We start from the raw sequence: 17,428 nt of genomic DNA, 5'->3' as shown, positions 1-17,428 counted from the left end.
CAAACGGGGAGGGTTTCAACCCGTCCGATCAAGCCGCGCGATGAAGAAGCCGTCGAGGCCGCCCTGTTCGGCGAGCATCCCCGGCAACGTGCGCACCCAGCCCTTCGGATCGGGGGCGATGCCCTCCGGCAGCAGTTCGGGTGCGGCCGGCACCAGGCGATAGTCGGCATGCTCGGCAAGGAACCGCTCGACCTGCGCCTCGCCCTCCTCGCGCTCCAGCGAGCAGGTGGCGTAGACCAGCCGGCCGCCGGGCTTCACCCATTCGGCGGCACGGGCGAGCAGGCGGGCCTGCAGTTCGGCGGCCTCGGCAATCACCGCCGGCCGCACGCGATGGAGCACGTCGGGGTGCCGGCGGAAGATACCGGTGGCGCTGCACGGTGCGTCGAGCAGCAGCGCGTCGACCGGCTCCCTGGGTTTCCACTTCAGCGCATCGGCGGCGACCACCTTTGCCGAGAGGCCGGTACGATCGAGATTCTCGGACAGGCGGGCGAGCCGCTTTTCCGACACGTCGAGCGCGGTCACGTCCCAGCCGGCGGCAGCGAGCTGCAGCGTCTTGCCACCCGGCGCCGCGCACAGGTCGAGCGCGGTGCCGGGGCCGGCGCCGATCAGCCGCGCGGGCAGCGAGGCCGCGAGATCCTGCACCCACCATTCGCCTTCGGCGAAGCCGGGAAGTTCGGGCACGGTCGTGAAGGCGGGCACGCGCAGGTGGCGCGGCAGCAGCGCCATGCCCTCGGCCGCGGTGGTGTCCCCGCGCAGGCTGAGATCGACAGGCGGCGGGGCGGCGATGGCGACGCGCGCGGCTTCCGCCACGTCCTCACCCCAGGCCGCCTGCCAGCGCAACCAGGTGGCGGCGGGGAGCTCGGGCACTTCGGGCAGCGCCGCGTTCCTGCGCATCAGCGTGCCGAACACGCCATGGACCAGCTTGCGCGGGCCGCCGTCGACCAGCGGCAGCACGGTCGCGATCGCGGCGTGTGGCGGCGTGCCGAGCGCGAGCGCCTGGACGAGCGCGATGCGGAGCGCAAAGCGCGCCTTGGCATCTTCGGGCAGCGGCCGCGCGGTGGCGGAATCGATCAGTGCGTCGAGGTCGGGCAAGCGGCGCAGCGCCTCGCTCACGATCGCGTGGACCAGGCCGCGATCCTCGCGGCGGTCGAGCCCGGTGGTCGCGCGGTCGAGTGCTGCCTCCAGGGCGAGGCCCCGGCGCAGCACGGCGTCGAGCAGGCGAAGGGCGGCGCGCCGGGCGGGGACGCCGGGCGGTTCTGGGGCGAGCTGCGGGCGGGCCATCAGCGATGCCGTCCGTGCAGCCGCTGCCGCATGCCGTGGTTGCTGTGCTTCACTTGATCCCAAGCCTTTCGCCGCCGATGTGGGGGCTGCATCATTATCGGAGAGTCCCATGGGCCAGCGACCGCCCCACGTGAAGCCACCCGAGCATCTTTCCAAGAGCCCGCCGGTGCCGACGCCCGAACCGGTGGCGCCGCCTGCCGCCGATCCGCTGGGCAACAACCCCGTGCGCTACGGCGACTGGGAGCTGAAGGGCGTGGCGGTGGACTTCTAGGGCTCCGCGTCGTCGTACCAACCCGTTTGTCCTGAGTAGCCATTGAGCGCAGTCGAAATGGCGTATCGAAGGATGCCAGGCCTGCTTCGATACGGGACTTCGACAAGCTCAGCCCCTACTCAGCACGAACGGTCGGGGTTGGAGTCATCCTATCAGGGGCGCCACAGCCATCCTATCCCTGCTCCTGCTTTCGTAGGAGCAGGGAAGGTGGAGCGCGCTTACTTCGGCAGTTCGTCGCCGCGGGCGCGATAGAATTCCTCGACGGCCTTCCAGCCTTCTTCCGCGGTTTCGCAGAAGGTGATGAGGTCCAGGTCGCGCGGCGAGATCACGCCCTCGTCGCACAGCGCCTCCAGATTGACGACGCGCTCCCAGAATTCGCGGCCGTAGAAGAGCACGGGGATCGGCTCGACCTTGCCCGTCTGGATCAGCGTCAGCAGTTCGAAGCTCTCGTCAAAGGTGCCGAACCCACCCGGGAACACCGCCACCGCACGCGCACGCAGCAGGAAGTGCATCTTGCGGAGCGCGAAATAGTGGAACTGCATCGACAGCGAGGGCGTGACATAGGGGTTTGGCGCCTGTTCGTGCGGGAGCACGATGTTGAGGCCGACCGACTCGGCCCCGGCCTCGCTCGCACCGCGGTTCGCGGCCTCCATGATCGAGGGGCCGCCGCCCGAGCACACCACGAAGTGACGCTTGCCGTCTTCCGACTGCGGGAAGTTGCTCGCGAGGCCGGCGAGTTCGCGGGCGACGTCATAATATTTGGACTTGGCGATCAGCCGCTCGGCGATTCGCTTGGCGCGATCGTCCTGCGCGAGTTCCAGCAGCGCGCCGGCCTTGCTCGGCTCGGGAATGCGGGCCGAGCCGTAGATCACGAAGGTGGAGGCGATGTTCGCCGCGTCGAACACGAGCTCCGGCTTCAGCAGCTCCAGCTGGAAGCGGATCGGGCGGAGATCCTCGCGCAGCAGGAAGTCCATGTCCTGGAAGGCGAGGCGGTAGGACGGGTGCTCCGTCTGCGGCGTCGAGATCTGGGTGCGGGCGCTCTCGGCCTCGTGCTTGGCGTCGCGAAATACGCGCGACGGAACTCGGGTATCGGTCATGACACTTCCTGCAACAGCCGGCGCGAACGGGGGGCGAGCGCCGGGCGAAAGCGAACCAATCTAGAGAGGCTGTGCGCCTGCGCAAGCTAGCGGCAGAAATCTCCGCGTCCGCCCATGTCGAAGTGGAGGTGGTTGTAGTGGGCGGCGTTATAGTCCGGCCCGAGCACGGTCTTGAAGCGACGACAGGCGGAGCGGTGCACCACCTGCAGGAACTGCTGCACCGCCGGATCGCCGGAGCGCCAGCCCTGTTCGATGCTGATGCGGCGCCCGTCGGCGAGCACGAAACCGCCGATGTCGATGGCGTTGGCGAGGCCGTGCTGCGACAGCTTGGCCGATCCGGCAGCGCCCTGTCCGACGATGCCGCGGCAGACGTAGCTGCCATAGCTTTCGATCCGCACCACGTCGCTGCCCAGGATCTGGCGCGCGGCGGGCCCAACGCCGTGCTGGACCCAGCCGACGAAGGCGCGCGCGGTGGGGCAGCGGATCGCCTTCAGGCCCGCGGTGGGCGTGCCGAAGTCGATCAGCTGCACGGCGCCCAGCACCAGGCAGCCGCCGCCATAGTCGCGGTCCGGCAGGGGACTGAACCGGACGCCGGCGCGCGACAGGTCGGCATAGCATTGCTGGGTGTCCCGCGGCGTCTGGCCGACCACCGTCACCGGCTTGCTGCCGCGCGGACGCGGGGCCGGGCGGCGCTCCTCGCGTCCTCCGCCGAAAATGCAGCCTGCGAGCAGCAGGGGCAGCAACAGGGCGGAGAGCCGACGCGAAACCAAATGCATGGGGAGGGGTGTAGCGGACATCCGGCGGGCGGCGCCACCCGGCCGGAGGCGCCCACGCCTCGTCCTGCCGCCTTTCCGAACAGCTACCCAATTGGCGTAACGCGTTGACAAGCGCTCGCACGCCGCTAGGGCCGGCGGCGGGCCACGCTGTCCCAACGCAGCGCGTGCTCTCTGTGAGGAGAGACTATTTTGACGGATACAGTTTCGGTTCCCGCCACCGGTGCGTCTGCCGCACCCGCGAAGCCTGCCACCAAGCCGGCACGCCCCCATTTCTCCTCTGGTCCCTGCGCCAAGCCGCCGGGCTGGTCGCCTGAGAAGCTCGCTACCGAGGTTCTCGGCCGCTCGCACCGCTCGAAGCTCGGCAAGGCGCGGCTGCAGCGCGCGATCGACCTGACCCGTGAACTCCTCCAGGTCCCGGATACTCATCGCATCGGCATCGTGCCCGGCTCCGACACGGGCGCGGTCGAGATGGCGATGTGGTCTCTGCTCGGCGCGCGGCCGGTGACGCTGCTTGCCTGGGAGAGCTTTGGCGAGGGTTGGGTGACCGATGCGGTCAAGCAGCTCAAGATCGAGCCGACCGTGCTCAAGGCACCCTATGGCGAGATCGTCGACCTGACCCAGGTCAGCCCCGAGCATGACGTGATCTTCACCTGGAACGGCACCACCTCGGGCGTGCGCGTGCCGAACGGCGACTGGATCGCCGACGACCGCGGCGGCCTGACGATCGCCGATGCGACTTCGGCCGTGTTCGCGATGGACCTGCCGTGGGACAAGCTCGATGTGGTTACCTTCTCGTGGCAGAAGGTGCTGGGCGGCGAGGGCGCGCATGGCGTGCTGATCCTCGGCCCGCGCGCCGTCGAGCGGCTGGAGAGCTACACCCCGGCATGGCCGCTGCCCAAGATCTTCCGCATGACCAAGGGGGGCAAGCTGATCGAGGGCATCTTCAAGGGCGAGACGATCAACACGCCGTCGATGCTGGCCGTCGAGGACGCGATTTTCGCGATGGAATGGGCGCAGCACGTCGGCGGGCTCAACGGCCTGATCGCGCGCTCGACGGCGAACGCCACCGCGCTTGGCCGGATCGTCGAGGCGCGCGACTGGCTCGATCATCTGCCGGCCGACCCGGCGATCCGCTCGAACACCAGCGTCTGCCTGAAGCTCGTCACCGATGCGGATGCCGACGCGCAGGCGGCGATGATAAAGAAGATGGCGTCGCTCTTGGAAGCGGAAGGCGCGGCGTTCGACATTGCCGGCTATCGCGACGCCCCGGCGGGCCTGCGCATCTGGTGCGGCGCGACCGTCGACACCGCCGATATCGAGGCGCTCGGCCCGTGGCTCGACTGGGCCTGGGAACAGGTCAAGCCGGCCTGATCCTGCGCGCTCTGACGTGCTCCTGCGAACGCAGGAGCCCAGGGCCACACGCGTCTCGTTTCGAAACTCTAGGCTTCTGCCTTCGCAGGAGCACTGCATCTTCTTTCCAAGGACCGACCCATGCCCAAAGTCCTCATCTCCGACAAAATGGATCCCAAGGCCGCCCAGATCTTCCGCGAGCGCGGGGTCGAGGTGGACGAGATCACCGGCAAGACGCCCGAAGAGCTGAAGGCGATCATCGGCCAGTATGACGGACTCGCCATCCGCTCCTCGACCAAGGTCACCAAGGAAATTCTGGACGCCGCGACCAACCTGAAGGTCGTCGGGCGCGCCGGCATCGGCGTCGACAACGTCGACATTCCCGCCGCCTCGGCGCGTGGCGTGGTGGTGATGAACACCCCGTTCGGCAACTCGATCACGACCGCCGAGCACGCGATCGCGCTGATGTTCGCGCTTGCCCGCCAGCTGCCCGAGGCCGATGCCTCGACCCAGGCCGGCAAGTGGGAAAAGAACCGCTTCATGGGCGTCGAGCTGACCGCGAAGACGCTGGGCCTGATCGGGGCGGGCAACATCGGCTCGATCGTCGCCGACCGTGCGCGCGGGCTCAAGATGAAGGTCGTCGCCTTCGACCCGTTCCTGACGCCGGAGCGCGCGATCGAGATGGGCGTGGAGAAGGTCGATCTCGACACGCTGCTCGCGCGTGCTGACTTCATCACGCTGCACACGCCGCTGACCGACCAGACCCGCAACATCCTTTCGGCGGAGAACCTCGCCAAGACCAAGAAGGGCGTGCGCATCATCAACTGCGCGCGCGGCGGCCTGATCGACGAGGCAGCGCTGAAGGCGGGGCTCGATTCGGGCCACATCGGCGGCGCCGCGCTCGACGTGTTCGTTACCGAGCCGGCCAAGGAGTCGCCGCTGTTCGGGACGCCCAACTTCGTATCGACCCCGCACCTAGGCGCATCCACCACCGAGGCGCAGGTCAACGTCGCCATCCAGGTCGCCGAGCAGATGGCCGACTTCCTGGTGTCGGGCGGCGTCACCAACGCGCTCAACATGCCGTCGCTGTCGGCCGAGGAAGCGCCCAAGCTCAAGCCGTACATGGCGCTGGCCGAAAAGCTCGGCTCGCTGGTGGGACAGCTGGCGCATGGCGCGCTCAGCTCGATTTCGATCGAGGTCGAGGGCGCGGCGGCCGAGCTCAACCAGAAGCCGATCACCGGCGCGGTGCTTGCCGGGCTGATGCGCGTCCATTCGGACACGGTGAACATGGTCAACGCGCCGTTCCTCGCCAAGGAGCGTGGGCTGGAAGTGCGCGAAGTGCGCAACGAGCGCGAGGGCGACTATCACACGCTGGTGCGCGTGACGGTGCGCACCGAGGCCGGCGACCGCTCGGTCGCAGGCACGCTGTTCGGCAACCAGGCGCCGCGCCTGGTCGAGCTGTTCGGCATCAAGGTCGAGGCCGACCTTGCCGGCCACATGCTCTACATCGTCAACGAAGACGCGCCGGGCTTCATCGGCCGCCTGGGCACCACGCTGGGCGAGGCAGGGGTCAACATCGGCACCTTCCACCTCGGCCGCCGCAATGCCGGGGGCGAGGCGATCCTGCTGCTGTCGGTCGACGAGCCGGTGACGCCGGAACTCGCCGCCCAGGTCCGCGCGCTTCCGGGCGTGCGCACGGCGATGGCGCTGGCGTTCTAAAGGAGCGCACCAGCATCGTGCCCCGGCGGAGGTGGGGCCCAGTTGGGATGGCGGCTCAGGTCCGCGCCAAAGCTCCGAGCGCTCCGCAACTGGGCCCCGGCCTTCGCCGGGGTACAGGTTGTGGAGCGCTACCGCTGCCAGCCAGCTTGTCGCGCGCAGGCACATCCCCTAGCTGCCGGCCATGAGACGGCGCGTCGATCCCGGCCGCCCAACAGGATGTTCTCCGATGACCGGCCTCTTGCCCGAAGGGTTCCACGACCGCCTGCCGCCCGCCGCCGATGCGGTCGCGCGGTTCGAAGGGCGCGTGCTGTCGGTTGCGCGCAGCTATGGCTATGAGCAGGTTGACCCGCCGCTCGCCGAATTCGAGGATGCGCTCGGCCGCCGGCTGAAGGCGGCACGCGCGCAGGACGCGGTGCGCTTCGTCGATCCGGTTTCGCAGAAAACGCTGGCGATCCGCCCCGACATGACGGCGCAGGTCGGCCGCATCGCCGCCACCCGCATGGGCCACCACCCGCGTCCGGTGCGGCTGTGCTACGCTGGCCCCGTGCTGCGGCTGCGTGCTTCCGACCTCGCCCAGCGGCGGGCGCTGCGCCAGATCGGTGCGGAGCTGATCGGGCTCGACAGCGTGGCTGCCGTCCGTGAGATCGTGAGTGTTGCGGTGGAGGCACTGGCGGCTGCGGGCCTGACCGACGTGTCGGTCGATTTCACCCTGCCGGACCTGCTCGACGCGCTCGCGGGCGTTACGCTGTCGGCGGAGCAGCTGGCGGCGCTGCGTGCGGCGCTCGATGGCAAGGATGCCGGTGCGGTTGCGGCGATCGATCCTGCCTATCTGCCGCTGATCGAGGCGGCCGGGCCGTTCGACCAGGCGCGTGCGCGGCTGCGGGAAAGCGACGTCGCCGGCAGCTTAGGCAGCCGACTCGACGGGCTGGAGGCGATCGCGGAGGCGATCCGCGGCCGCGCGGCGCTGACGCTCGATCCCACCGAGCGGCATGGCTTCGAATTTCAGAGCTGGGTCGGCTTCTCGCTGTTCGCGCGCGGCCTCAGCGCGGAGATCGGCCGCGGCGGCAGCTATGCCGTGGTGGGTGAGGACGGCCGGGCGGAGCCGGCAGTCGGCTTTTCGCTCTATGCCGACGTGCTGCTCGACGCGGGCGTGGGCGCGGATGCGCGGCGGCGGCTGTTCCTGCCGTTCGGGACGCCTGCGGAGACCGGCGCTGCGCTCAGGGCAGAGGGCTGGGTGACGGTGGCAGCGCTGACCGCGGACGACACGCCCGAGGCGCAGTTGTGCACCCACCGGCTCGGGGACGCGGGGCCGGTCGCGCTGGGGTGAGGGAAGCCTTCGCCTTCTCCCGTTCGTGCCGAGTAGCGCCGTCAGGCGCGTATCGAGGTACCGCCCCGGGAGGCGACCTCTCGGTACGCCGTCTCGATACGCTGCTGCGCAGCTACTCGACGGCTACTCGAGGCGAACGGGAGGAGGGTGGAGCGGCAGGGGGGACTCTCCCCCTCGTAACCGCGGTGGGAGGGGCTCAACGCGAGCCCCCGAGGCTCACCCCGCCTTGGTCAGCTTCAGCAGGCGGCCGCCTTCGCCGTCTTCGATCAGCCAGATCGCGCCGTCCGGGCCCTGCTCCACGTCGCGGATGCGCTTGCCCATCGGCCACTGGTCGCCCTTGCTGGCATTGGTGCCGTTCACGTCGACGCGGACCAGCGCCTCGCTCGACAGGCCGCCGATGAACAGGTCGCCCTGCCATTCGGGAAACATCGCCCCCGTGTACACCAGGAGCCCGCCCGGCGAGATCACCGGGTTCCACGAGACCTTGGGCGGCTCGAAACCGTCGCCAGGCTTATGGTCGGGAATGTCGCGGCCGTCGTAATGACTGCCGTTCGAGACCTTGGGCCAGCCATAGTTGCGGCCGGGCAGGATCAGGTTGACCTCGTCGCCGCCCTTGGGCCCCATCTCCTGCTCCCACAGATTGCCCTGGGCATCGAAGGCGAGGCCGAGCAGGTTGCGGTGGCCGTAGGACCAGACCGCAGGGTGGAAGCCGCGCGCGGTGAGGCCGGGATCGCCCGCCGGCTTGCCGTCGAGCGTCAGGCGCAGCACCTTGCCGAGCGTCGCCTTGGGATCCTGTGCGGGATCGAACTTCTGGCGCTCGCCGTTGGTGAAGAACAGGTGCTGGCCGTCGGGCGCGAAGGCGATGCGGCCGGAGTAATGGCCGTCGCCCGAGACGAAGGGCGTCGCGCTGAACAGTTCCGTGACGCCCTCCAGCCGCGCGCCCTGCTCGGCATCATGCACAAGTCGACCACGCCACAGCTTGACACCCTTGCCGCCGGCGCCCGTCACCGAGCCCGAGAAATAGACGAGATTGCTGCGCGCGAAGTCCGGGGCCGCCACCACGTCCATGAGCGCGCCTTGCCCCTCGCTGTCGACGGCCGGAATGCCCTGCACCGGCCAGGTGACCGCGTTGCCGCCTGTCGACTGCTGCACCAGCAGCATGCGCCCGCCTTTCTCCGTCACCAGCATCCGCCCGTCGGGCAGGAAGGTCATCGCCCAGGGGGAGTCGAGGGTGGTGACCGGCGTCACCGCAAAGGGGCGACCGTCCGTAGCGACGGGGGCGCTGCTCGCCTGGGGTGCGCTGCCGTTGGCAATGGCAGGATCGTTGGGCGCGCCGCAGGCGGCGACCAGGATGGCGGCGGTGGCGCAGGCGATGGTGCGATGCATGAACGTCTCCCTGTTGCTGCCTCAACGCAGGCAGCGGTGCGGCGTTGCGCAGACCCGGCGCGCGTTTCGCGCTTGTCCTGATCCGGCGAACGCCCTATATCGCGGCTGTTCTCGACATTGGAAACCTTGGCGAGGTCGGGCCTTACGGGTCCGGCGGCGGCGGGGCGTACCTTGGTTCGAACCGACTCTTAAGGACCGGCGCTTGGCCGGCCGCAACGAACTGGAGCGTGGATTGGCGGACATCGCCGAACTCAACCGGCTGATCGAGCCCGAGGCGAAGGCCCTGGGGCTGGCGCTGGTGCGCGTGAAGATGTTCGGCGGCAAGTCGGACCCGACGCTGCAGGTCATGGCCGAGCGCCCCGACACTCGCCAGCTGACCATCGACGATTGCGCCACGCTGTCGCGTCGCCTGTCCGACGTGTTCGACGCGCTGGAGGCCGAGGGCCGCGATCCGATCGAAGGCGCGTACCGGCTGGAGGTTTCCTCGCCCGGCATCGACCGTCCGTTGACGCGGCTCCAGGACTTTGCCGATTGGGCGGGGCAGGAAGCGCGCATCACGCTCGCTGAGCCGATCGAGGGGCGCAAGCAGCTCACCGGCGACCTCGTCGGCGTCGAGGGCGACCAGATCACGATCGACGTCCGCAAGTTTCGCGCGATGACGATCCCGTTCGCCGCGGTCGCCGACGCCAAGCTCACCATCACCGACAAGCTCCTCGCCGCCACCCAGCCGCTCGACGCGAGCGGGGCGGACGACATCATCGAAGTAGAAGGGTAAGCCCATGGCCACTGCCGTTACCGCCAACCGCGCCGAGCTGATCGCGATCGCCGATTCGGTCGCGCGCGAGAAGCTGATCGACAAGGGCATCGTCATCGAGGCGATGGAGGACGCGATCCAGCGCGCCGCCCGTGCGCGCTATGGCGCCGAGAACGACATTCGCGCGAAGCTCGACCCCAACACCGGCGATCTGCGCCTGTGGCGCGTGGTCGAGGTGGTCGAGGCCGTCGACGACTATTTCAAGCAGGTCGACGTCGCCCAGGCGCAGAAGCTCCAGAAGGGCGCGGTCGTCGGCGACTATATCGTCGATCCGCTGCCCCCGATCGAGTTCGGCCGCATCGCGGCGCAGGCTGCCAAGCAGGTGATCTTCCAGAAGGTCCGCGACGCAGAGCGCGAACGCCAGTACGAAGAGTTCAAGGACCGCGTGGGTGAGATCATCACCGGCGTCGTCAAGCGCGTCGAGTTCGGTCACGTCGTGGTCGACCTGGGTCGCGCCGAGGGCGTGATCCGCCGCGACCAGCAGATCCCGCGCGAAGCCGTTCGCGTCGGCGACCGCACCCGCTCGCTGATCCTGAACGTCCGCCGCGAGAACCGCGGGCCGCAGATCTTCCTGTCCCGCGCACACCCGGACTTCATGAAGAAGCTGTTCGCGCAGGAAGTGCCCGAGATCTACGACGGCATCATCGAGATCAAGGCGGCCGCCCGTGACCCGGGCTCGCGCGCCAAGATCGGCGTGATCAGCCGCGACAGCTCGATCGACCCGGTCGGCGCCTGCGTCGGCATGAAGGGCAGCCGCGTCCAGGCCGTCGTGCAGGAAATGCAGGGCGAGAAGATCGACATCATCCCCTGGTCGGAAGACACCGCGACCTTCGTCGTGAACGCGCTGCAGCCGGCGAACGTCAGCCGCGTCGTGATCGACGAGGAAGAGGATCGTATCGAGGTGGTCGTCCCTGACGATCAGCTTTCGCTGGCGATCGGCCGTCGCGGCCAGAACGTGCGCCTGGCCAGCCAGCTGACCGCCAAGGCGATCGACATCCTGACCGAGGCGGATGCTTCGGAGAAGCGCCAGAAGGAATTCGTCGAGCGCTCCGCGATGTTCGAACGCGAGCTCGACGTCGACGAGACGCTGGCGCAGCTGCTGGTCGCCGAGGGCTTCGGCGAGCTGGAAGAAGTCGCCTATGTCGAGGTCGACGAGCTTGCCGCGATCGAGGGCTTCGACGAGGACCTCGCCGCCGAGCTGCAGAACCGTGCGCAGGAAGCGCTGGAGCGCCGCGAGGAAGCGAACCGCGAGGCACGCCGTGCCCTGGGCGTCGACGACGCGCTGGCCGAAATGCCGTACCTGACCGAGGCGATGCTGGTCACGCTCGGCAAGGCGGGCATCAAGACGCTCGACGACCTGGCCGACCTCGCCACCGACGAGCTGGTCGAAAAGAAGCGCGCCGAGCCGCGCCGTCGCAACGACGACGCTGCCAAGCGCTCCGAGCCCAAGGGCGGCATCCTCGCCGAGTACGGGCTGAGCGACGAGCAGGGCAACGAGATCATCATGGCTGCCCGTGCGCACTGGTTCGATGACGAGGAAGCGGACGAGACTCCGGCCGAAGCGTCCACCGGCGAGGAGGCCGAGGCCTGATGCCGTTCGTCGACATTCGCCTGGCCGGCGCCGCCTCGCGCGAGCAGAAGGCGGCGATTGTCGCCGACGTCACGCGTTCGCTGGTCGAGCGGCTGGGCAAGAACCCGGCCGCCGTCCAGATCAACATCACCGAGCTCTCCACCGAGAACTATGGTGCGGGCGGCCAGCTGATCGCGGATCGCGATGCCGGCACGCCCCAAGCGAGGGAGGACGCGCATGCGGAACCCTCGCAATGATGCCGCTTCGGTAACCCCGCGCGCCTCCGGGCACCGCGGACAGCGCAATCCCGCCACGCCCCGGCCTCCGCGTGAACCGCGCGAGGGGCCGGAGCGCAGCTGCATCCTCACCCGCGAGACGGGTGAGCGGGGCGCGCTCGTGCGCCTCGCGCTGTCCCCCGACGGCGAGGTGCTGCCCGACGTCCATGCCAAGGCACCCGGTCGCGGTGCCTGGATCGGCGTCGATCGCGCGGCACTGGACGCGGCGATCGCCAAGGGCCGGCTGAAGGGTGCGCTGTCGCGCGCCTTCAAGACGCAGGCGATCACGATTCCCGACGACCTCTCCGACCGAATCGAGCAGGCGCTGCAACGCGCCGCGCTCGAACGGCTCGGGCTCGAGGCGCGATCGGGCAAGCTGGTGACGGGTGGCGAGCGGATTGTGAAGGCGGCGCGCAGCGGCCAGCTTCACGCACTCTACCACGCCTCCGACGCGGGTGCCGACGGGGCGGGCAAGCTCGCCCAGGCCTGGCGCGTCGGGTCCGATCGCGAAGGCAGTGGCGTCAGGGGATTGGAATTGCCCGTCGGGCGTACCATATTGTCCTTGGCGCTGGGGCGCGAAAATGTGGTACATGTCGGCGTGACCGACAGACCAGCGGCCAGTCGGGTCGGCGAAGCGATCGCCCGATGGCTGCACTTTATCGGACCCGTACCCTCCTCCGTGTCTTGCGAAACCGAATCGCAGGGCGCATCGGCTGCCGGAACCTCGGCCGCCGCACAGACGACGACGAAGCAGGAATTCAGGTAACGCATGAGCGAGACGGACAACGACAAGCCGAAGCTGGGCGCGCGGGCACCGCTGGGGCTGAAGCGCACGGTGGAGACGGGCAAGGTGAAGCAGAGCTTCAGCCATGGCCGCTCCAACACCGTGGTCGTGGAGGTCAAGCGCCGCCGCGTGCTCGGCCGCCCGGGTGAAGAGCAGCAGCAGGGTGCTCCTGTCGCGGCACCGGAGGCCGCACCCGCGGCTGCGCCGGCACCCGCCCCGGCAGCGCCGCGTGCGCCCGCGCCGAACCCGGTTGCGACGAACGCCGGCCTGTCTCGCCACGAAATCCAGGCGAAGCTGCTGCGTGAGGCCGAAGAGGCCCGCATGACCGCGCTCGAAGAGGGCCGCCGTCGTGACGAGCGCCTGCGCCAGGAAGCACAGGAGCAGGAGCAGCGTCGCGCCGAGGAAAGCCGTCGCGCGGCAGAAGCGCCGGCAGCGGCGCCTGCCGAGCCGGCCGCCCCGGCCGTGGAGCCGACGCCCGAGCCCAAGGTCGAAGCCGCCCCCGCACCGGCTCCGGCAGCGCCCGAGGTTTCCGAGCCGGTCGCCGTGGCACCTGCCGCTCCGACTCCCACCCCTGCGCCGACGCCCGCACCGGCCCCCGCGGCCGAAGCGCCGAAGCCGGCTGCGCCCGCCGCTGCCGCGCCGAAGCCGGCCGCTCCTGCCGCCCAGGCACCGCGTCGCCCGGCCGCGCCGCCGCGTCCGGCGCAGCCCGTGACGGTTCAGTTCGACTCGTCGCTGCCCGCGCCGCGTCGCTTCACGCCCGTGCAGCGTCCCGAGATCCCGAAGCCCGAGCCCAAGCCCGCACCGGCTCCCACGCCGACGCCGAGCGCCTCGCCCGCTTCGAACAACGCCGCGCCTGCGAACCGTACGGGCGCCGCCCTCCCGCCGCGTCGCAACGATGCGCCGAGCCGGCCTGCACCGTCACGCGACCGCAAGGGTGACGATCGCCGCCAGTCGGGCAAGCTCACCGTCACGCGTGCGCTTGGTGATGGCGACGGCGCGCGTGCGCGCTCGCTCGCGGCGCTGAAGCGCGCCCGCGAAAAGGAAAAGCGCCATTACGGCGGCCCGCGCGAGCCGCAGGCCAAGCAGGTCCGCGACGTGCAGGTGCCGGAGGCGATCACCGTCCAGGAACTCGCCAACCGCATGGCCGAGAAGGGCGCCGACCTGGTGAAGGCGCTGTTCAAGATGGGCATGCCCGTCACCATGACGCAGACCATCGACCAGGATACGGCCGAGCTGCTGGTGACCGAGTTCGGCCACAACATCGTCCGCGTGTCCGACGCCGACATCGACCTGGCGCTCGACACGACGGAGGACGCACCCGAGGCGCTCAAGCCGCGTCCCCCGGTGGTGACGATCATGGGCCATGTCGACCACGGCAAGACCTCGCTGCTCGACGCGCTGCGCGGCACCGACGTGGTGCGCGGCGAGGCCGGCGGCATCACCCAGCACATCGGTGCGTATCAGGTGACGCTGAAGGACAAGTCGAAGATCACCTTCCTCGACACGCCGGGCCACGAGGCCTTCACCGAGATGCGTGCGCGCGGTGCCGACGTCACCGACATCGTCGTGCTGGTGGTGGCGGCCGACGACGGGCTGATGCCGCAGACGATCGAGGCGATCAACCACACCAAGGCGTCGGGCAAGCCGATGATCGTGGCGATCAACAAGATCGACAAGCACGAGGCGAACCCGCAGCGGGTGCGCGAGCGTCTGCTCGAGCATAACGTCCAGGTCGAAGAGATGGGCGGCGAAACGCAGGACGTCGAAGTCTCCGCGCTCAAGAAGATCGGGCTCGATACGCTGATCGAGAAGATTCAGCTGCAGGCCGAACTGCTCGAGCTGCGCGCAAACCCCGACCGCCAGGCCGAGGGCGCGGTGATCGAGGCGAAGCTCGACAAGGGCCGCGGCCCGGTCGCGACGATCCTGGTCAACCGCGGCACGCTCAAGGTCGGCGACGTGTTCGTCGTCGGCGCCGAGAGCGGCAAGGTCCGTGCGCTGATCGACGACAAGGGTCGCCAGGTGAAGCAGGCGGGTCCGGCGATGCCGGTCGAGGTGCTGGGCCTGTCGGGCGTGCCGATGGCGGGTGACCTGCTGCAGGTGGTGGAGAACGAGGCGCGTGCCCGCGAAGTCGCGGAATATCGCGCCGGCGTGATCCAGCAGAAGCGCACCACCAATGCGCCCGCGAGTCTGGAGAGCATGTTCTCCGCGCTCAAGGACAAGCAGGCGATCGAGTATCCGCTGGTCGTCAAGGCCGATACCCAGGGTACGGTCGAAGCGATCGTGGGTTCGCTCAACAAGATTTCGACCGACGAGATCCGGGTGCGCATCCTGCATTCGGGCGTCGGCGGGATCACCGAGAGCGACGTGACGCTCGCCGGGGCTTCGGGTGCGCCGATCATCGGCTTCAACGTCCGCCCGAACAGCAAGGCGCGCGAGATCGCCGAGCGGAACAAGGTGGCGCTGAAGTATTACGACGTCATCTACGACCTGGTGGACGAGATCCGCGCCGGCATGGCGGGCGAGCTCGGTCCCGAGGCGTTCGAGACGGTCGTGGGCCGCGCCGAGATCCGCGAAGTCTTCTCCGCGGGCAAGACGGGCAAGGCCGCCGGTCTGCTGGTGGTCGAAGGGGTCATTCGCAAGGCGCTCAAGGCGCGCATCACGCGCAACGACGTCATCATCTACCAGGGCGAGATCGCCTCGCTCCGTCGGTTCAAGGACGATGTCGCCGAAGTTCGTGCAGGCCTGGAATGCGGTGTGACGTTCACGCAGAACTTCACCGACATCAAGGCCGGCGACTTCCTTGAAACCTTCGAGGTCGAGCTGCGCGAGCGCACGCTCTGAGTATCCGTGTCACCCCGGCTCCGCGCCGGGGTGACACCCTTTTTCTAAGATTGCACCATGAAGAACGAACCGCAGGAACGCTCCGTCCGCACGCTCCGCGTGGGTGAGCAGGTGCGCCACATCCTGTCCGAGATCCTGCAGCGCGGCGACGTCCATGACGAGACGCTGGCCAAGCACATGGTGTCGGTGACCGAGGTGCGCATGTCGCCGGACCTGCGCCACGCGACCGTGTTCGTGAAGCCGCTGCTCGGCAAGGACGAGGAAGCGGTGCTGAAGGCGCTGCGCACCAACACCGCCTATCTGCAGCGCGAGGTCGCCCACCGCGTGAAGATGAAGTACGCCGCCAAGCTCAAGTTCCTGGCCGACGACAGCTTCGAGGAAGCGAGCCACATCGACGCGCTGCTGCGTGCGCCCAAGGTCGCGCAGGACCTCGGCGACGAGCCCGACGGCGACGATTGACGTTCCGGCCGGTAAGACACATCTTACCGCCATGGGTGCGCAAACTACCATGTCCGAAAAGGGCCAGGTCGTCATTCCGAAGGATGTGCGGGATGCGCTTGGGTTCGCCCCGGGGCAGCGGTTCGAGGTGATTCGTACCGGTCGCGGCGTGCTCCTCCAGCCATCCGCGATGAAGAGCGGCCGGAGTAGCGAAGAACTGCTCCACGAGATTCGCAAGATCACGGCGAGCTACAAGGGCCCGCCCGTCACGATCGATGAGATGAACGACACTGTCGCCGCCGAATGGGCGAAGAGCGGCACGCGCGGCGAGTGGTGAAGGCGCTCGACACCAACGTCGTGCTGCGCTTGCTGGTCCCGGACGATCCCGATCAGACTCGCTTAGCCGAGGAGCAGATGCAGGGCCCTGTCCTGCTGCCCCTCACGGTGCTGCTGGAGACTGCATGGGTCCTGGGTTCGCGCTACGGCTTCTCTCGCGCACAGATCGTGTCGATCCTCACCCATATGCTCGACCAGCCGCAACTTACCGCCGAGGCCGTGGATCAACTGCCCTGGGCGCTGGAGCGCTATGCAGCCGGGGGCGATCTTGCGGATATGCTGCACCTCGTCGCCGCACGGGGAGCCGATGCGTTCGTCACCTTCGATCGCGCGATCGCCAAGTCGGCAGGCCCGAACAGCCCTCTTCCCGTCGAGACCCTCGCCTGATGGCCAAGCTCTATTTCTACTACGCTTCCATGAATGCCGGGAAGTCGACCACCCTGCTGCAGGCGGACTTCAACTATCGGGAGCGGGGGCTCACGACACTGTTGTTCACGGCGGCGCTGGACGACCGGGCGGGCGCGGGGACGATCGGGTCGCGCATCGGCCTGTCGGCGCCGGCGGCGATGTTCGATGCCGCAACCGACCTTCACGCCGCCGTCGCTGCCGAGCCCGCGCCGGTCGGCTGCGTGCTGGTGGACGAGGCGCAGTTCCTCTCGGCGGAGCAGGTGGACCAGCTCGCGCGGGTGGCCGACGAGCTGAACGTGCCGGTGCTCGCCTATGGCCTGCGTACCGACTTTCAGGGCGTGCTGTTCCCGGGATCGGCACGGCTGCTCGCGATCGCCGACGCGCTGGTGGAGATCAAGTCGGTGTGCGTGTGCGGGCGCAAGGCGACCATGAATTTGCGCGTCGATGTGCTGGGGCGCGCCGTGACTCAGGGCGCGCAAACCGAGATCGGCGGCAACGACCGCTACATCGCACTGTGCCGCAAGCATTTCTGCGAGGCGATGCGCGGGTGATGCCATTGGGGGTACCCGTTCGTCCTGAGTAGCCATTGAGCGTAGTCGAAATGGCGTATCGAAGGACCGGTCGCGGTGCTTCGATACGGGGCTTCGACAGGCTCAGCCCCTACTCAGCACGAACGGTCGTACCCTAACGCCTCTTGAACCAGCTGGTGTCCGCGTGCGGGCTTGCGGCGGGTCGCGTGCATCGCCACTGACACA

17 protein-coding genes are annotated in these 17,428 nt (G+C 68.9%); 13 read left to right on the top strand and 4 right to left on the bottom strand.

Features of this window, described 5'->3' with window-relative positions; all coding sequences use genetic code 11:
- Positions 1-15 precede the first annotated feature (15 nt).
- Positions 16-1,281, bottom strand: a complete 1,266-nt coding sequence (locus EDF69_RS02125) for an RsmB/NOP family class I SAM-dependent RNA methyltransferase (protein ID WP_132882911.1) — start codon at positions 1,279-1,281, stop codon at positions 16-18.
- A gap of 109 nt (positions 1,282-1,390) precedes the next feature.
- Between EDF69_RS02125 and EDF69_RS02120 the strand changes: the two genes are divergently transcribed.
- On the top strand, positions 1,391-1,552 hold the full coding sequence (locus EDF69_RS02120; RefSeq protein WP_132882910.1) for a DUF1674 domain-containing protein: 162 nt from the start codon (positions 1,391-1,393) through the stop codon (positions 1,550-1,552).
- A 218-nt stretch (positions 1,553-1,770) separates the two neighbouring features.
- Here EDF69_RS02120 and EDF69_RS02115 read toward each other — a convergent pair whose 3' ends face one another.
- Positions 1,771-2,649, bottom strand: coding sequence for an LOG family protein (locus tag EDF69_RS02115; protein WP_129342868.1), 879 nt, complete (start codon positions 2,647-2,649; stop codon positions 1,771-1,773).
- Positions 2,650-2,735: 86 nt separating this feature from the next.
- A complete protein-coding gene (locus EDF69_RS02110) occupies positions 2,736-3,425 on the bottom strand; it encodes an extensin-like domain-containing protein (protein ID WP_132882909.1) in 690 nt (229 codons plus the stop codon).
- 189 nt (positions 3,426-3,614) lie between these two features.
- On the opposite strand from EDF69_RS02110, the gene EDF69_RS02105 reads away from it, so the two are divergent.
- From EDF69_RS02105 to EDF69_RS02095, 3 genes are all read left to right on the top strand, one after another.
- Positions 3,615-4,796, top strand: a complete 1,182-nt coding sequence (locus EDF69_RS02105) for a phosphoserine transaminase (RefSeq protein WP_132882908.1) — start codon at positions 3,615-3,617, stop codon at positions 4,794-4,796.
- Between the two features lie 120 nt (positions 4,797-4,916).
- The gene (gene serA, locus EDF69_RS02100) at positions 4,917-6,494 is read left to right on the top strand and encodes a phosphoglycerate dehydrogenase (protein ID WP_132882907.1); all 1,578 of its coding nucleotides are present in this window, start codon (positions 4,917-4,919) and stop codon (positions 6,492-6,494) included.
- Between the two features lie 226 nt (positions 6,495-6,720).
- Complete coding sequence (locus EDF69_RS02095) at positions 6,721-7,821, top strand: ATP phosphoribosyltransferase regulatory subunit (protein ID WP_132882906.1); 1,101 nt, start codon at positions 6,721-6,723, stop codon at positions 7,819-7,821.
- Between the two features lie 216 nt (positions 7,822-8,037).
- Here the strand turns inward: EDF69_RS02095 and EDF69_RS02090 are convergent, their stop codons facing one another.
- A complete protein-coding gene (locus tag EDF69_RS02090; RefSeq protein WP_132882905.1) occupies positions 8,038-9,207 on the bottom strand; it encodes a PQQ-dependent sugar dehydrogenase in 1,170 nt (389 codons plus the stop codon).
- Between the two features lie 232 nt (positions 9,208-9,439).
- Here EDF69_RS02090 and rimP point away from each other — a divergent pair, with 232 nt between their 5' ends.
- The 9 genes from rimP to EDF69_RS02045 are packed head-to-tail and all read left to right on the top strand — an operon-like array spanning position 9,440 to position 17,224.
- A complete protein-coding gene (rimP, locus tag EDF69_RS02085) occupies positions 9,440-9,982 on the top strand; it encodes a ribosome maturation protein RimP (RefSeq protein ID WP_132883002.1) in 543 nt (180 codons plus the stop codon).
- 4 nt (positions 9,983-9,986) lie between these two features.
- Positions 9,987-11,612 carry a transcription termination factor NusA gene (gene nusA / locus EDF69_RS02080; protein WP_132882904.1) on the top strand — a complete coding sequence of 542 codons (1,626 nt, stop codon included), beginning with the start codon at positions 9,987-9,989 and terminating at the stop codon, positions 11,610-11,612.
- Positions 11,612-11,848 (top strand): tautomerase family protein, encoded by a 237-nt coding sequence (locus tag EDF69_RS02075; RefSeq protein WP_125962114.1) that lies wholly within the window; start codon positions 11,612-11,614, stop codon positions 11,846-11,848. Before nusA ends, EDF69_RS02075 begins: the two co-directional genes overlap by 1 nt.
- Complete coding sequence (locus EDF69_RS02070) at positions 11,829-12,632, top strand: DUF448 domain-containing protein (RefSeq protein WP_132882903.1); 804 nt, start codon at positions 11,829-11,831, stop codon at positions 12,630-12,632. The genes EDF69_RS02075 and EDF69_RS02070 overlap by 20 nt, the downstream gene beginning before the upstream one ends.
- A 3-nt stretch (positions 12,633-12,635) precedes the next feature.
- The gene (gene infB, locus EDF69_RS02065) at positions 12,636-15,491 is read left to right on the top strand and encodes a translation initiation factor IF-2 (RefSeq protein WP_132882902.1); all 2,856 of its coding nucleotides are present in this window, start codon (positions 12,636-12,638) and stop codon (positions 15,489-15,491) included.
- Between the two features lie 57 nt (positions 15,492-15,548).
- A complete protein-coding gene (rbfA, locus tag EDF69_RS02060; RefSeq protein ID WP_132882901.1) occupies positions 15,549-15,950 on the top strand; it encodes a 30S ribosome-binding factor RbfA in 402 nt (133 codons plus the stop codon).
- 31 nt (positions 15,951-15,981) lie between these two features.
- The gene (locus EDF69_RS02055; RefSeq protein WP_132882900.1) at positions 15,982-16,266 is read left to right on the top strand and encodes an AbrB/MazE/SpoVT family DNA-binding domain-containing protein; all 285 of its coding nucleotides are present in this window, start codon (positions 15,982-15,984) and stop codon (positions 16,264-16,266) included.
- Entirely contained in the window at positions 16,260-16,652 is a 393-nt protein-coding gene (locus EDF69_RS02050; RefSeq protein ID WP_165890000.1) for a PIN domain-containing protein, read from the top strand. Before EDF69_RS02055 ends, EDF69_RS02050 begins: the two co-directional genes overlap by 7 nt.
- The gene (locus EDF69_RS02045) at positions 16,652-17,224 is read left to right on the top strand and encodes a thymidine kinase (protein WP_132882898.1); all 573 of its coding nucleotides are present in this window, start codon (positions 16,652-16,654) and stop codon (positions 17,222-17,224) included. Before EDF69_RS02050 ends, EDF69_RS02045 begins: the two co-directional genes overlap by 1 nt.
- Positions 17,225-17,428 lie beyond the last annotated feature (204 nt).

The sequence above is a fragment of the Sphingomonas sp. JUb134 genome, from assembly GCF_004341505.2.
Taxonomy (GTDB): Bacteria; Pseudomonadota; Alphaproteobacteria; order Sphingomonadales; family Sphingomonadaceae; genus Sphingomonas.
The sequence above is the reverse complement of the archived record's forward strand: the minus strand, read 5'-3'. Positions and strand labels throughout refer to the sequence as shown.

Coding starts and splice junctions, on each gene's coding strand:
- EDF69_RS02055 (WP_132882900.1), top strand. CDS start 15,982: ATGGGTGCGCAAACTACCATGTCCGAAAAGGGCCAGGTCGTCATTCCG.
- rbfA (WP_132882901.1), top strand. CDS start 15,549: ATGAAGAACGAACCGCAGGAACGCTCCGTCCGCACGCTCCGCGTGGGT.
- serA (WP_132882907.1), top strand. CDS start 4,917: ATGCCCAAAGTCCTCATCTCCGACAAAATGGATCCCAAGGCCGCCCAG.
- nusA (WP_132882904.1), top strand. CDS start 9,987: ATGGCCACTGCCGTTACCGCCAACCGCGCCGAGCTGATCGCGATCGCC.
- EDF69_RS02125 (WP_132882911.1), bottom strand. CDS start 1,281: ATGGCCCGCCCGCAGCTCGCCCCAGAACCGCCCGGCGTCCCCGCCCGG.
- EDF69_RS02070 (WP_132882903.1), top strand. CDS start 11,829: ATGCGGAACCCTCGCAATGATGCCGCTTCGGTAACCCCGCGCGCCTCC.
- EDF69_RS02090 (WP_132882905.1), bottom strand. CDS start 9,207: ATGCATCGCACCATCGCCTGCGCCACCGCCGCCATCCTGGTCGCCGCC.
- EDF69_RS02110 (WP_132882909.1), bottom strand. CDS start 3,425: ATGCATTTGGTTTCGCGTCGGCTCTCCGCCCTGTTGCTGCCCCTGCTG.
- EDF69_RS02120 (WP_132882910.1), top strand. CDS start 1,391: ATGGGCCAGCGACCGCCCCACGTGAAGCCACCCGAGCATCTTTCCAAG.
- EDF69_RS02115 (WP_129342868.1), bottom strand. CDS start 2,649: ATGACCGATACCCGAGTTCCGTCGCGCGTATTTCGCGACGCCAAGCAC.
- EDF69_RS02095 (WP_132882906.1), top strand. CDS start 6,721: ATGACCGGCCTCTTGCCCGAAGGGTTCCACGACCGCCTGCCGCCCGCC.
- EDF69_RS02075 (WP_125962114.1), top strand. CDS start 11,612: ATGCCGTTCGTCGACATTCGCCTGGCCGGCGCCGCCTCGCGCGAGCAG.
- EDF69_RS02045 (WP_132882898.1), top strand. CDS start 16,652: ATGGCCAAGCTCTATTTCTACTACGCTTCCATGAATGCCGGGAAGTCG.
- infB (WP_132882902.1), top strand. CDS start 12,636: ATGAGCGAGACGGACAACGACAAGCCGAAGCTGGGCGCGCGGGCACCG.